General features: G+C 46.2%; 15 protein-coding genes. 9 read left to right on the top strand and 6 right to left on the bottom strand.

The features are described from left to right. Nucleotides 1–347: 347 nt before the first annotated feature. Complete coding sequence (locus tag BLV62_RS25745) at nucleotides 348–1,160, bottom strand: helix-turn-helix domain-containing protein (RefSeq protein WP_089765640.1); 813 nt, start codon at nucleotides 1,158–1,160, stop codon at nucleotides 348–350. A gap of 17 nt (nucleotides 1,161–1,177) precedes the next feature. Further along, nucleotides 1,178–2,149, bottom strand: a complete 972-nt coding sequence (locus BLV62_RS25740; protein WP_089765638.1) for an aldo/keto reductase — start codon at nucleotides 2,147–2,149, stop codon at nucleotides 1,178–1,180. 196 nt (nucleotides 2,150–2,345) lie between these two features. On the opposite strand from BLV62_RS25740, the gene BLV62_RS25735 reads away from it, so the two are divergent. The 9 genes from BLV62_RS25735 to BLV62_RS25700 all read left to right on the top strand — a co-directional run bounded on the left by BLV62_RS25735 (nucleotide 2,346) and on the right by BLV62_RS25700 (nucleotide 10,575). Next, complete coding sequence (locus BLV62_RS25735) at nucleotides 2,346–3,164, top strand: SDR family NAD(P)-dependent oxidoreductase (protein WP_089765635.1); 819 nt, start codon at nucleotides 2,346–2,348, stop codon at nucleotides 3,162–3,164. Between the two features lie 60 nt (nucleotides 3,165–3,224). Next, complete coding sequence (locus BLV62_RS28865) at nucleotides 3,225–3,386, top strand: hypothetical protein (RefSeq protein WP_225889711.1); 162 nt, start codon at nucleotides 3,225–3,227, stop codon at nucleotides 3,384–3,386. Between the two features lie 9 nt (nucleotides 3,387–3,395). Beyond that, nucleotides 3,396–4,115: a helix-turn-helix domain-containing protein gene (locus BLV62_RS25730; RefSeq protein ID WP_225889712.1), complete on the top strand. Its 720-nt coding sequence runs from the start codon at nucleotides 3,396–3,398 to the stop codon at nucleotides 4,113–4,115. A gap of 172 nt (nucleotides 4,116–4,287) precedes the next feature. Then, nucleotides 4,288–6,948, top strand: a complete 2,661-nt coding sequence (locus BLV62_RS25725) for a sigma 54-interacting transcriptional regulator (RefSeq protein ID WP_089765633.1) — start codon at nucleotides 4,288–4,290, stop codon at nucleotides 6,946–6,948. Between the two features lie 156 nt (nucleotides 6,949–7,104). Next, nucleotides 7,105–7,860, top strand: a complete 756-nt coding sequence (locus BLV62_RS25720; protein WP_089765631.1) for an SDR family oxidoreductase — start codon at nucleotides 7,105–7,107, stop codon at nucleotides 7,858–7,860. A gap of 41 nt (nucleotides 7,861–7,901) precedes the next feature. Continuing rightward, entirely contained in the window at nucleotides 7,902–8,081 is a 180-nt protein-coding gene (locus tag BLV62_RS25715; protein ID WP_089765629.1) for a hypothetical protein, read from the top strand. A 54-nt stretch (nucleotides 8,082–8,135) separates the two neighbouring features. Beyond that, on the top strand, nucleotides 8,136–9,143 hold the full coding sequence (locus BLV62_RS25710) for a bestrophin family protein (RefSeq protein ID WP_089765627.1): 1,008 nt from the start codon (nucleotides 8,136–8,138) through the stop codon (nucleotides 9,141–9,143). Nucleotides 9,144–9,532: 389 nt separating this feature from the next. Further along, complete coding sequence (locus tag BLV62_RS25705) at nucleotides 9,533–9,955, top strand: hypothetical protein (protein ID WP_225889713.1); 423 nt, start codon at nucleotides 9,533–9,535, stop codon at nucleotides 9,953–9,955. A 194-nt stretch (nucleotides 9,956–10,149) separates the two neighbouring features. Then, entirely contained in the window at nucleotides 10,150–10,575 is a 426-nt protein-coding gene (locus BLV62_RS25700) for an SgcJ/EcaC family oxidoreductase (RefSeq protein WP_168927999.1), read from the top strand. 16 nt (nucleotides 10,576–10,591) lie between these two features. On the opposite strand, the gene BLV62_RS25695 is transcribed toward BLV62_RS25700, so the two are convergent. The 4 genes from BLV62_RS25695 to BLV62_RS25680 form a co-directional block, all read right to left on the bottom strand. Further along, nucleotides 10,592–11,101, bottom strand: coding sequence for a MutS-related protein (locus tag BLV62_RS25695; RefSeq protein ID WP_225889714.1), 510 nt, complete (start codon nucleotides 11,099–11,101; stop codon nucleotides 10,592–10,594). After that, entirely contained in the window at nucleotides 10,986–11,627 is a 642-nt protein-coding gene (locus tag BLV62_RS28860) for a carboxypeptidase-like regulatory domain-containing protein (protein WP_089765620.1), read from the bottom strand. Before BLV62_RS28860 ends, BLV62_RS25695 begins: the two co-directional genes overlap by 116 nt. Before the next feature lie 77 nt (nucleotides 11,628–11,704). Continuing rightward, nucleotides 11,705–12,742, bottom strand: coding sequence for a FecR family protein (locus BLV62_RS25685; RefSeq protein ID WP_139170397.1), 1,038 nt, complete (start codon nucleotides 12,740–12,742; stop codon nucleotides 11,705–11,707). Nucleotides 12,743–12,826: 84 nt separating this feature from the next. Further along, complete coding sequence (locus tag BLV62_RS25680; RefSeq protein WP_089765615.1) at nucleotides 12,827–13,384, bottom strand: RNA polymerase sigma factor; 558 nt, start codon at nucleotides 13,382–13,384, stop codon at nucleotides 12,827–12,829. Nucleotides 13,385–13,386: the final 2 nt, after the last annotated feature.

Here is a 13,386-nt window from a genome sequence, read left to right as displayed (position 1 = left end):
TGACCTCGGCTGACTCCCTGTAAAAAAAAACAGGGCCTCCCAGGGTAAGTGTTATCGCTTTCCATCCATGTAGCCGCTGCATTTACGTTGTTACAATCTGTGTAGTATCGGGTTTTTGTTTCTTATGCAACATCACCCTTGTAACCCCGCCTTGTATACAGTTTCTGTTCGTCGGCCCGGATGTTTGCCGCCAGCTTCCTTCAGATTCCACTTTACAGTGGACACCCTTGCTATTGGCTAATGCTTCCTACTACAAAGCGCATTCGGGACTTGCACCCTAGAGATATAACACATGCCTGGCACACATAAAAAAGCCGCATAGCAATGATCTATGCGGCTTCACTATTTTAAATGACCATCTCCGTTGGCGCCATCCCGTATTTCTTCTTAAAGGAGTGGGAAAAATGAGAAAGGCTTTCAAAACCAAGGTCAAGGTAAAACTCCGACGGTTTTTTATTTTTCTTCTCCATCAGAAACCGGGCTTCCGACAGGCGCTTTTCCAGCAACCATTGGCGGGGCGCCATTCCGAATGTTTTTTGGAAATCGCGCTTAAAGCCTGCCAGACTTCTCCCGGTAAGCCTCGCAAATTTATCGACCGGTACATTGTAATGGAAGTTGGTGAGCATAAACTTCTGCAGGTCTATTTTATGAGGTTCCGAGAAATCGAATAACAGGTCTTTTAATTCGGGCATGGTATCCAACAGCAGGTATATCGCCTCTTTGACCTTGAGTATTCCCACTGCTGTTGTCACTTTTTCCTGCGGGTGTTGCACATACGGGAGCAGCGACTGGAAGAAGGCCCTCAAAAAATCGTTGCCCGGGATCAGCACATTGGAAGGACCCTGCCATTTCCTGTCAACCTCTATCTGTTCTTCCAGGGCGATCTGCCGGAGCAGGTCTTCTTTCAGGCTGATAATGATCGTTTGATATTCATTATCCTCAACCGGTATTTTTGTTAGTTCCGCCAACTGGTGTTTCCTGATAAGCATCATTTGACCACGGCTCATAACAACCTTTTCTGTGGCCGTTTGCAGGGTAAAACGCCCCGATACCTGTAAAACAAGGGTATTATCCTCCAAAAAAGCACACTTCTCCTTTCTCATACCAGAGAGGAAAGAGTAAAAGATGACACCCGGGATGACGGCAGTTGGATTTATCATGATGTGAAGATAAAACTTTATCTCTGCAGGTAAGTACCTCCCAGTATTGCTCCTGGTGCAAAAGTGGTATTAAGCGTATCCATTTCTCCGGCGGTGAAGGTAATATCCATCGCCTGTATGTTTTCGGGCAGTCTTGATCTGCTGCTCATACTTACCAGCGGCATAATATGATCTCCCTGTGCATTTACCCAGGCAATGGCCAGTTGGGTTGGCGTATATCCTTTGTCTTTTGCCATTTGTTTCAATACTTCCACTTTCTCCAGGTTCTTTACCAGATTTTCGCCCTGGAACCTTGAAAAATGCGTTTGGTAAGCATCCGCCGGAAGCGGCGCTTTCATATCGCCTGTCAGCAACCCTTCTGCGGTATTGGCAAACGCTACAACCCCTATTCCCAGTTCTTTTGCAACAGGCAGCAGGTCGCTCTCGATCTGGCGGTCGGCCAGCGAGTAACCTATTTCCAGCGCCGCCACCGGGTGAATGCTGTGTGCCTGCCGCAGCTGGTCGGCAGTGATTTCGGATACGCCCAGGTAACGTACCTTTCCTTCTTTGATCAGATCAGCTACTGTACCTATAACATCTTCAACCGGTACGCTGCCATCGATGCGGCATGGCTGGTAAAGATCTATTGTTTCAACGCCCAGGCGCACCAGCGAGTAATTGATAAAGTTCCTGATGGCAACGGGGCGCAGATCGAGGCCCAACATGCGGCCTCCATAAAAAATAGCCCCGAATTTAACACTGATAAAGGCATCATCCCTCCTTCCTTTGATCGCCCTGCCTACCAGCAGCTCATTATGACCGGCGCCATAGAAATCGCCCGTGTTCAGGAAATTGATACCATTGTCCAGCGCTGCCTGGATAGTGGCTACACTTTCATTTTCGTCGCGTCCGGGACCTCCCCAAACGGATGACATGCGCATACAGCCTAGTCCCAGTTTCGATACCAGAGGCCCATTCTTGCCAAGGGCAATCTTTTTTATTGTTGTCATGATTTTGATTTTTTATTGATTAACAACACAAAGATCAAACATTGTGTTCTCTCCCTACTTTCCTTTATGGCTCAAATTACTTGTCTGGATAGCTCACTTTATTTCCCTCGTTAAAATGTGCTAATCTTCCAGACTTCTGTATAAATCCCTCTCCCTTCGCCGGTCTAATTTTGTTGCAGCATTAAAAAATACAACAATGGCAAAGAGAATTTTCATAACAGGCGCTTCCCGTGGATTCGGCAAATTATGGGCAGAAGCATTATTAGAAAGAGGAGATAAAGTAGCAGCAACAGCGAGAGACCTGAAAACGCTGGACGACCTGGTAGCTAAATATGGCGACAATATCCTGCCGTTGCAGCTGGATGTGAACGACCGGCAGGCAGATTTTGAAGCGATCGCCCGGGCCAAAGATCATTTCGGCGGCATTGACGTGCTGATCAACAATGCAGGGTACGGCTTGTTTGGCAGTATTGAAGAAACATCAGAGAAAGAAGCCAGGGAGCAGATGGAAACTAACTTTTTTGGGTTACTCTGGCTTACGCAGGCGGTTTTGCCGGTTATGAGGGCGCAGGGGCATGGACATATCATCCAGCTTTCCAGCATACTGGGCGTTACCACCCTGCCGGTACTGGGGCTTTACAACGCGTCTAAGTTCGCCGTGGAAGGATTAAGCGAAACATTGGCCGCCGAAGTGAAAGGATTCGGCATTCATGTTACCCTGGTTGAGCCTAATGGCTATGCCACCGACTGGTCGGGCGCTTCAGCCATCCAAACCACTGCCAGGCCTGAATACGAGCCTATCAAGGCGGCGTTTACAAGCGGGATGACCGACGATATGTGGGGAGTACCGGAGGCAACGTCTGCCGCGGTGTTGAAGCTGATCGACAGTAAAAATCCTCCTCTCCGTTTATTCCTCGGCAAATATGCCTACCCGCTGATCAAACAGGCTTACGAAAGCCGCCACGCCGAATGGACAGCCTGGAACGAGGTTTCCTCCGCAGCCCATGGTAAATAGGAATTTCATTAACAATCTACGCCATATCTTTGGCGTAGATTTGTCTAAATCCGAGGAGTAATGCAACATTTTAAGAAGCTCGCAGATATTCACCAGTTCAATGGTTTCCCGAAACCTGAAAACCCGCTTTTCAGCGCATACAGGTGCACCCGTACCTGCAATATCGGCGACCGGGAGTTCACCGCTGATTTTTACATGATCGGGTTCAAAAAGCTCAAATAGGGCGTCATTATGTATGGCCGCACCAAATACGACCACGAGAACGGTAGTATGATATTTGTAAAACCCCGCCAGGTGATCGAATTCAACAACCTGGAATATGAAGAAGACGCCTTTATCATATTCATTCATGAAGACTTCCTGAACGGGCATTTCCTGCACAACGAGATCAGCAAATATGCGTTCTTCGATTATGAGACCAATGAAGCGTTGCACCTGTCGCCATCTGAAGAACATACAATATGGGACCTGTTCAGCAAGATAGAAACAGAATATCACAACAACACCGACGAATACAGCAAGGATATCATCCTGGCGCATATCGATTCTATCCTGAAATACTCCCAGCGTTTTTACAAACGCCAGTTCATTAACAGGACTGAATTATCCGGCAAAACCATTTCCAGGTTCAATGAAGTACTGGGCGCCTATTTTAAAAACGGTCTGCTGCATACCCAGGGGTTACCATCTGTTAACGCACTCGCATCTCAACTCAACTTATCGCCCCGTTACCTGAGCGACATGCTGAAACAGGAAACCGGTAAAACAGCCATAGAGTTGATACATATTTACCTGGTGAACGAGGCGAAGAACAGGTTAAGAACAGATAACCAACGGGTGTCTGAAATTGCATATGAGTTGGGCTTTGAGAACCTATCTTATTTTTCGAGGCTTTTCAAGAAAGAAACAGGTTTTACTCCTAATCAGTTTAAGAAGGGGTTGGTGAATTGATTTAAGGGATGGGATTCATAAATTACTCTTAACATGTTCCTACCAGTATAAGTTTTTGCCGCCCCTCCCCCTCTCCTCACATCCTCCATTTCCTAAAAAATAACTACTTTTAGTACGATCTATTATTGTGAACGAGGCCCCCTGAATCCGCCTCACCTAACTGCACGGTCAAATGAAAAATGAAGGTGGCAAAGAAAACAATCGTCACTCCACTCCCGGTAAAAAGGAAGCCGAAACGCTTATCCAAACAGTAGAAGACTATAGAAGAGAAAAAGAGATCTTACTGGCGCTGAGTAATGAACTGACCAAGGTGCGTGAAAAGAACGACCTCCTTCACCTCTTCAAGAAGGGGATTAAAGGCCTGTTTTATATCAGCCATACTATCATTACCCTTATTGATTACAAAGATGAAACATATACCCCTTTCCTGCTCGACAATGAAGGCTCCCCTATCCGGACGCATGATCGTTACCAGGAAATGGTGCATTCCCGTTTTTCACTGAACGAACCGTTTATACAGTCCGTACTCCAGGCTTCGGCGCCTATCTCTTTCTTATTGAAAGAAGTGATGGACCTGCCGCAAAGCCCGCCTTTCCTGCAAGTGAACTATGAAAAGGGCGTAACGGAGATCCTTATGACTAAACTGATGAAGGAAGGCAAGCCTATAGGGTTTCTTCATATTTATACAGACAAACCTGAAGGGTTCAGCGCTGAATTCAGGAGTATCATTAACGGTATTGTACCGCAGATCTCAGGCGCTGTTTCCAATATCCTGAAGAACGAAGAATTATTAAAGGAAGAAAAGGAAAAATCATTCCTGCTGGATTTTTCGAGCGAGATAGCAGCTGTAAGAACAAAGGACGACCTTGCCCGGGCCGTTCACGGGGCCTTTCGCAAACTAAACCCTTCGGGCGGTTTTGTTATCCGCCGGATCAATGAAGATAAACATACATTGAGCATCTATGTTTACGATATGCCTAATGTAAAGAACAGGAAGATAATTAAGGAGCTGGAGAACACCAGCTTCGAAATGAACGACGGCCTGCAAAACCGTATCCTGAACAGCGCTATACCGGTTCTGTTGAATACCGAACGGGAAATCCGGAGAGGTATTACTTCTACCTACCTGCAATACTGGAAACAACTGGGCATAGAAAATTTTGTAGGCATCCGTTTACGCAACGGAGAAACCAACCTGGGCATCCTGCTTTTGGATATAGATGAAATAAATGTAAGATTGCTGAAAGGTATCTGCGCACAGATATCCATCGCTATGGCTAATATCATAGCGAACGACCAGGTTAGTAAAACCCAGGGAGAACAGGCTTTCCTGCTCGACTTCAGTAAAGATATCACCCGGGTAAGAACCAGGGAAGAACTGCAACATGCTATTTTCACAGTGCTTGATAAAACCATGCATACAAAGCTGGCCATGATCCGGGTACTGGAGGATGATGGTATACACCTGTCGGCCTTCATGTATGACAAGTCTTTGTTTACGAAAGTAAAAGACCAGTTCGATAACATGGCCGCTCACCGCATCACCGTTGACGAGCCATATACTGCGCAGGTATTGGCCAGTGAAGAAGGCATTATGTTCAGTGTAGAGGAAGAAATAAAAAGCGGGAATGACTACGCCGGGTTATGGAGATCAACCGGCCTGAAGAACATGTATGCGTTGCCGTTAAGGGTGGGCGATAAGAGTATCGGCACCATCTGGATACTGGCAAACCGCTTAAGCCCCTTGCTGGTTAAAGGTATATGCGCACAGATATCTATTGCTATCGCCAACATCCAGGCCAATGAAAAACTGCTTACCTATAAAAAGAAACTGGAGATAGAAAACGACTACCTCAAAGAGCAGATAAAGACCATCTACAATTTTTCGGAGATCATCGGGAACGGCGAGGCTATGCAACGGGTGTACAGGCTTATTTCCCTGGTAGCCGACTCTAATACCAGCGTATTAATAACGGGAGAAACAGGAACCGGAAAAGAACTGGTTGCAAGGGCCATACACAATGCCTCCGGCAGGAAGGATAAACTAATGGTGAAAGTAAATTGCGCCGCATTACCCGCCAACCTTATAGAAAGCGAACTGTTCGGGCACGAGCGGGGCGCATTTACCGGCGCAACCGACCGGCGTATCGGCAAATTTGAGTTAGCGAATAACAGCACCTTGTTCCTCGACGAGATCGGGGAACTGCCGCCTGATGCCCAGGCAAAGCTTTTAAGGGTGATCCAGGAACGGGAACTGGAAAGGATCGGGGGCAAACAAACGATCAGGCTGGACGTACGACTGATAGCGGCTACCAACCGCAACCTCGACGAAGAGGTAAAGGCCGGGCGATTCAGGGCCGATCTCTATTTCCGGCTGAATGTTTTCCCTATCCATTTACCTCCGCTACGGGAACGGCAGGAAGATATTGAACCCCTTGCCAATTTTTTTATACAGAAATATACAAGAAGTACAGGCCGCAAGATCAAAAGCATCTCTCCTAAAGTGATACAAAAACTCCGGAGCTATACCTGGCCGGGAAATGTAAGAGAATTGGAACACCTGATAGAACGCAGTATTTTGCTGGCGGAAGACGGGAAGATTGACGATCTGTTCATCCCTGAAAGTACAGGTACAGATAAAACAAATCCTGCACTGCTGTTAAACCGCTCGCTGGATGAAGTGGAGCGCAGTTATATTATCGAAACATTAAAGCGTTGCGGCGGCAAGATATCCGGTACCGGCAGCGCAGCCGATATCCTGAAAATACCCGGCAATACCCTCCATTCAAAAATGAAAAAGCTCGGCATCAGCAAGAGCGATTACTTCTCCTGATTCCCTTTATATAGAGAAACGCCTGATGATTTCACGAAATATAGTGAAAAACTAACGCCCGGGTATTTCAAAATTACCTGGTTTTCAGACCCTTGCGTTAGCTGGTATTTGTTTTGGCCTCCCTGGTCAAACAATTACAAAACAAAATACAGGTTTATGAAAATCTTGGTTATCGGCGGTTCCGGCCTTATAGGAACAAAGGTAGTGGCATTACTTCGCCAGAAAGGGCACCAGGTTATTGCCGCATCTCCATCTACCGGCATCAATACCATTACAGGCGAAGGACTGGCGGAAGCTACAAAGGATACAGACGTAGTAATTGATCTCGCCAACTCCCCTTCTTTTGAAGACAACGCCGTGATGGAATTTTTCCAGACTGCCGGCCGCAATTTGCTGGGAGCGGAGATCAGCGCCGGCGTAAAGCACCACGTAGCGCTCTCTATTGTGGGTGTTGACATTATGCAGAATATCGGCTATATGCGGGCTAAAATGGCCCAGGAAGATATTATCAGGCAATCCGGCGTTCCTTATACCATTATCCGCAGCACACAATTCCTGGAATTCATAGGAGGCATTGCCAACCAGGCAACCAAAGGCAATGAAGTACATCTTTCAGATGTAAAATTCCAACCTATTGCTTCCGATGATGTAGCGGCATTTGTGGCTAAATATGCGCTTGCTGCGCCAACCAATGGTATAGTAGAAATTGCAGGACCAGAGCGGTTTGATATGTATGATGTGGCGACCCGCTATCTCAAATACATAAATGATCCGCGTACCGTAGTGCCTAACGATCAACCTGCCTACTATGGCGGCGCAGTGCCCCGTACTGCCCTGGTACCTGCCGGGCATGCCGAACTGGGAACTATCAGCTTCGGGAAATGGTTAAGCACACAATTGCAACAGGCGTAGCCATATCATTATATAATTCTTCATCCTTTAAATCCAGTATCATGCAACTATTCTTTCATCACCCTGCCGGGCCGAAACCGCAATCAGACAAGGACCTGCTGGTTCCTTTACATGAACGGGAGTTTAACACAAGCGAGGGAGGCGAATTCCTTGACGACGCCATTCGTATGGAAGATGAGATACCATTTGACCAGCAACCTAACGATCACGAAGAAGAATAATAAACAAGCGCCCCTGCAAACCAGGGGCTTCTTTATACCATCCAAACATCAATAATGTACATCGGGAAATCATATAAACTGTCTGAATTTCTTTTCTGGACCCGCCGGAATATACTATGGCTGTTGTTACTGGGTATAATTCCTACTGCCCTCTACCAGTTGTTCGATCTTAAATGGCTGTCGGTTCCCTGGCCTATTGTTGCCTTTCTTGGAACAGCCGCCGCATTCGTGGTAGGTTTCAAAAATCAGCAAACCTATAATCGCACCTGGGAAGCACGGCAAATATGGGGCGCTATCATCAGCGCCAGCCATGCATGGACGATCATGTGCCGCGACTTCATCGACGATCCCGAAAGTTGCCGGGAAATCATCTACCGCCACATGGCCTGGATAACGGCCTTGCGTTACCAGTTAAGAGAAGGAAGGGAGTGGGAAGCGATCAACAGATCTTACAACCAGGAATATGCTGCGCTATACACTATTCCCGAAAAGGAAATACCTGTTAAAGAAGAACTATCAAAATACCTTTCAGCAGCAGAACTGGAAAAAGTGCTTTCCATGAACAACCCGGCAACACAACTGTTAAGCAACCAGAGTATGGCTTTGAAAAAACTGGCACAGGAAGGGAAGCTGGACAATCCCAGGTTCTTCGAAATACATAAATCGATCAGGGAACTGTCAGGGCACCAGGAAAGAAGTGAAAGGATTAAAAACTTTCCCTATCCCAGGCAGTATGCAACCGTTAACCGGATCTTTGTATGGCTGTTCTGCATCCTGTTGCCTTTTGCGATGCTTAAAGAATTCAGCAACCTGGATGATGCGGTTTCCGGTATTTTTAAAGGTCATATGGTATGGTTGGTGATCCCTTTCAGCGTACTGATATCATGGGTCTATACTTCGCTTGAACAGGTGGGAGAAAGTACGGAGAATCCCTTTGAAGGTAATGCCAACGATGTTCCTTTATCCCAGATGAGCAGGAGTTTGGAGATAGATATAAGGGAGATGCTGGAAGAAAAAGATATACCGCCGTTATTGGATTTCAAAAATAATATCATACTGTAAAAGAAGATCTTCACCGGTCTTCTTTTTTTCAACGCACCAGACCCACACATCGTTAACCCCAGTTTCCCTTACACCCTTTTCTCCCGGCAGGTTGATTATATTTTGTTAAAATTAACATAACCCAGCCTTAACAGACAAATCCTGAATACAATCTATCATTGCACTCAATTTCATAAATATTGTTGCCTATGCACAATTTTACTTACTACCATAAACCAGGTTCGTCGTCCTTTCTTTCCAGTTAAGTCGCAGTGTGCAACGCAATATAAGTATTCATAACAACCGGCAATTTCCTACAAAGTGCCAAAGATCCGCTGTCTGATTTTTACCCGGCTGGTTGCAGTTCATGTCAGTTTCATTTTTAAACCAAGCATAATAAAGTTTCGCCAATGAACATTCGGACTCTCTTAATGGCAGGTGGATGGCTTTTACCTATGGGCCTTTCCTATGGTAATGTACCATATCACCAGAAGTATGACAAGGTTGTCAGCCAGCAGACGCCTGTCAAAGGAGTGGTGATCGGCCAGGCCCTGGACGACATCAACAAGCTGCGTACCACCAGGACCCGTGAAGCGCTGTATAACAACGCTCCCGGACGCCCTATCACTTCGCTGGATGAGAAAACGCTGTACAACGAAACTGGATATGAAATGTATTGGGAGATGTACAGGAGAAAAGCTGCTATCCGTTTTGGCAGGTTCGATGCGGCAGGTACTGCCAAACCGCAGTCGCAGCCTTACCGCAGGATCTACCCGATCCCGCAATCGACTATGGATGCGTCGAAGATCTTCACCCAGAACCCGAACTATTGATATAACAGTTATCCTATACTAAAGAAGCCGTTTCAGTAATGAGACGGCTTCCTGTTTTTGCTGTATTTCCCGTCCTGAATTCACTCCCCCTTTTCACCGATCTTTTCATGTGTTTAACCGCCATATGGTTTGGATTTGCCTATGGGCAATTGTCTTCCCCTGCCTTGCTGCTTAGTTTTACGAAAAAAAAGACCATGACTGATACACAAATGATACTTCAGAAAACCGATTCTATGAAACTCATGTTCCAACAACCCACCCGTGAACTCTTTGAAAGCATTTTCACTAACGATTGCGACTATGTTACGTTCATGGGACAGCATCTGAAAGGAATAGACGAAAATTTGAAGGTACACCAGCAATTAGCCGACAGTTGGTTTTTCAGGGGAGCAGAACTGGTTTCAGAGGTAAAACAGGTTAAATTCCTAAGCCCCGATGTGGCCGTGGTGATAGCCGAAGGCGCCATAAAGTTCAGGTGGCAAAAGACAGTGAAAAAAGACAGGTTATCTATCAATACAAATGTATTCGTCAAAACAAACAATGAATGGAAACTGGCTTCATTCCAGAACACGAGGATAAAAGGGCCCGGGCTGATGCAGAAACTGTTTATGAAAAAATAGGTGTTTCGGGCACAATCTATTCTCTCTTCCGGATCAACTCTATCAACCCTTCGTTCTCAATAATGATCATGCCATGGCGATCGCCGGTAATGCCTGTTGTTAACCGGTAGGTATACCGGGGAACATTGCCTTCCATGATTGTTGGCAGGTATAAGAACTGGTAGCTGCCGCCCCGTTCCCGGAGGGCCTCTCCCACTTCAATGATATGGGAAGAAATTATAAAGAAAGAGTTGGTATGAGCAGAGAAAGCGGACGTAATAGCCAAAGTAGCGTCAAATGCGTCTTTCACATTGGTTCCTTTGAATAGTTCATCAAATATTACAACCAGGTCTTTCGATGCTCCTAACTCCTCCGCCACTCTTTTAACCCGCAATACTTCCGCATAAAAATGGCTATAGCCATGTTCCAGGCTATCGGGTACGTTGATGGTAGAAAAGAGACCGTCTTTCACGGAGAATTCCATTTTCGCCGCCGCAACGGGGAAGCCCATATGTGAAAAATAAACGGCAATACCGAATGACTTCATAAAAGTGGATTTCCCCGCCATATTTGCACCTGTAAGAAAGGCTAAGTGAATTGATGAAGTTGGGGTCCTTTGTTTCGTTCAGCGAATTGACATCTACGCTTTGCTGGCTATAGCTAAGCGCTTTAGCTTCTCTCTTAACGCCCAGCGCCGTCACAACAACCGGGTTCATGTCTTTTACCGTTTCCGTGAGTTGAACTGAAAGCGTGATCATCTCGCCTGGTTTGTAAGAATATCCCTCCAATACCTTTTTACTATATCCCAAATGGGTGAACGTGAATGAGTAGGCATCTCCCGGTTTCAGGTTGCTAAAAGTAAATACGCCTTCATCATCGGTAAACGTATGGGCATAGAAATCTCCTTTCTTATTGCGTACCTCTACGGTAACATGAGAGAGCGCCACATCGGCCTTGCTCTTCACCAGTCCCTTTACCGCCGGGAGCAGATCCTGCGCTGCAAGCGAAAGCGGAACACCAGCCAGGATAAGCCAGAGCATTGGCATCAGGACAAATAAACAACATCGTTTCATGTATCTTTGATTTTAGACAATACAATACCTGTTCCCCTGTCAGGAGGAATTTTTCTTTCTTATAAAAAACTGGGGGATTACTTCGTACTTATATAGATGGTATCTCCAACTTTGTTGCTCGTCAATTCATTCACCAGCAACAATGATCGGATGATATCATCCAGTTTTGCATTCTTATTAAAACTACCTGTAAATTTCCGGCTCATTAATGAATCTTTCGAAAACTCGAAATGTGCATGATAGGTGCTGCCAATACGCTGCAATACGTCAGGCAATGGCGTATTATGGAAGTCCAGGGACTCTTCTGACAACGTTTTATCTTCTTTCTTTTCTGCCTTTGGCAACAAGCGGTCTTTTACCTGCGGTACCAGTTGCAGCGAAAGGTCGCTCAGTTCAAAGCGGCAACTCTGGCCTGCTGTCAGGTAAACAGCCCTGGAGGTATCGCGTAGGCTTTGCACCATTACTTCTCCGCTTATCAGTTGAACCTGTGCAGTTCTTTTATTCTTATAGGCTGTTATCCTGAAAACCGTTCCCAGATCGGTAGTGATCAGGTCCCGGGTATAAACGGTAAAAGGGCGATTGCTGTCGTGCACCACGTCGAACACTCCTTCCCCTTCCAGCCAGAGCGTCCGGCTTTCCTGCATGGTTGCGTCGTAACGCAGCGTGCTGCCTGGCGAAAGTTCTACAACCGATCTGTCGGGCAAGCTGTATCTCTGTTTTTTATTTCCAAGGTTTTGTATCACTGTATCCCGCTTCGGTTTACTCCCGGCATACGTTGCGTTCGAAGCACTGAGCTTTTGCCCCGGAACCTGTTCTTTCAACAGGTACATAAAGGTGGCGACTCCCAGGAGAAGAACAGCAGCCGCGCTGCTCCAGTAGATCCGGGACATCCTGCGTACGCGGACCGCTTTTCTCCTGTTAATATTTTCCAGCCAGGAGGCAGACCATTCTTCAGGCAATGCGCCGGGCGACAGTTCATTCCATTCCTGTTCGTCCAGGAAAGCATCTAATATTTCGGGAGGCAGTTGAAGAAATTCTTCTGCTTCCCGTGAAGTACTCCTGCCTTCCAGCAACTTCAAAATCTGCTCGTGCAATGACTGTTTCTTCTGGTTCATCAGTGGTTGTTGTAAATTGAATACGTTGAACTCCGGCGCTGTACTTACCGGTAACAATTTGTTAATATTGAGAAAGAAGTGGGGTTAGCTGACAGAATAAACGCATAGCAATGTCCAAAGCATAATATCTCCGGAAATAAGGGTGCGGATCTCTTTAATCGCCTTATTGAGCTGGCTTTCTACTGTTCTTTTGGAGATGCCCATCTGGTCTGCAATTTCCTGGTTGGTCCATCCATTCAGGCGTAACTTCATGATCTTGCTGCGTTGCGGGGGGATCTTATTCAGGGTAACTTTTATTTCTTCCGCAAAAGACGGGGATACAACAGGTATTTCCGGGATATTTTCTGCTGCCGCATAGTCTTCAAGGCTTACCAGCCTGGCTTTTGCTTTTTGCCGGAGAAGATCGATCAGCGTGGTTTTAGCGATGCGGAAAACCTGGTACGACAAAGGGATTTCAGGGTTCAGATGGTCGCGGTAATTCCAGAATTTGAGGAACGTAGACTGAACCAGGTCGGCGCTGATAGTCTCTGACCGCGTTTTACCAAAAAAATAATAGTATAATTTAGCGTGATATTGGTTGTAAACGGTAGTAAACGCCACTTCGCTATTTCCCTGAATTTCCTCGATCAAATTCTTTTCCATTT

Origin of the sequence: Chitinophaga terrae (ex Kim and Jung 2007) (genome assembly GCF_900107795.1) — a bacterium.
GTDB classification, from domain to species: domain Bacteria; phylum Bacteroidota; class Bacteroidia; order Chitinophagales; family Chitinophagaceae; genus Chitinophaga; species Chitinophaga terrae.
Note: the sequence above shows the minus strand (reverse complement) of the source record. Positions and strands in the feature narration are given on the sequence as shown.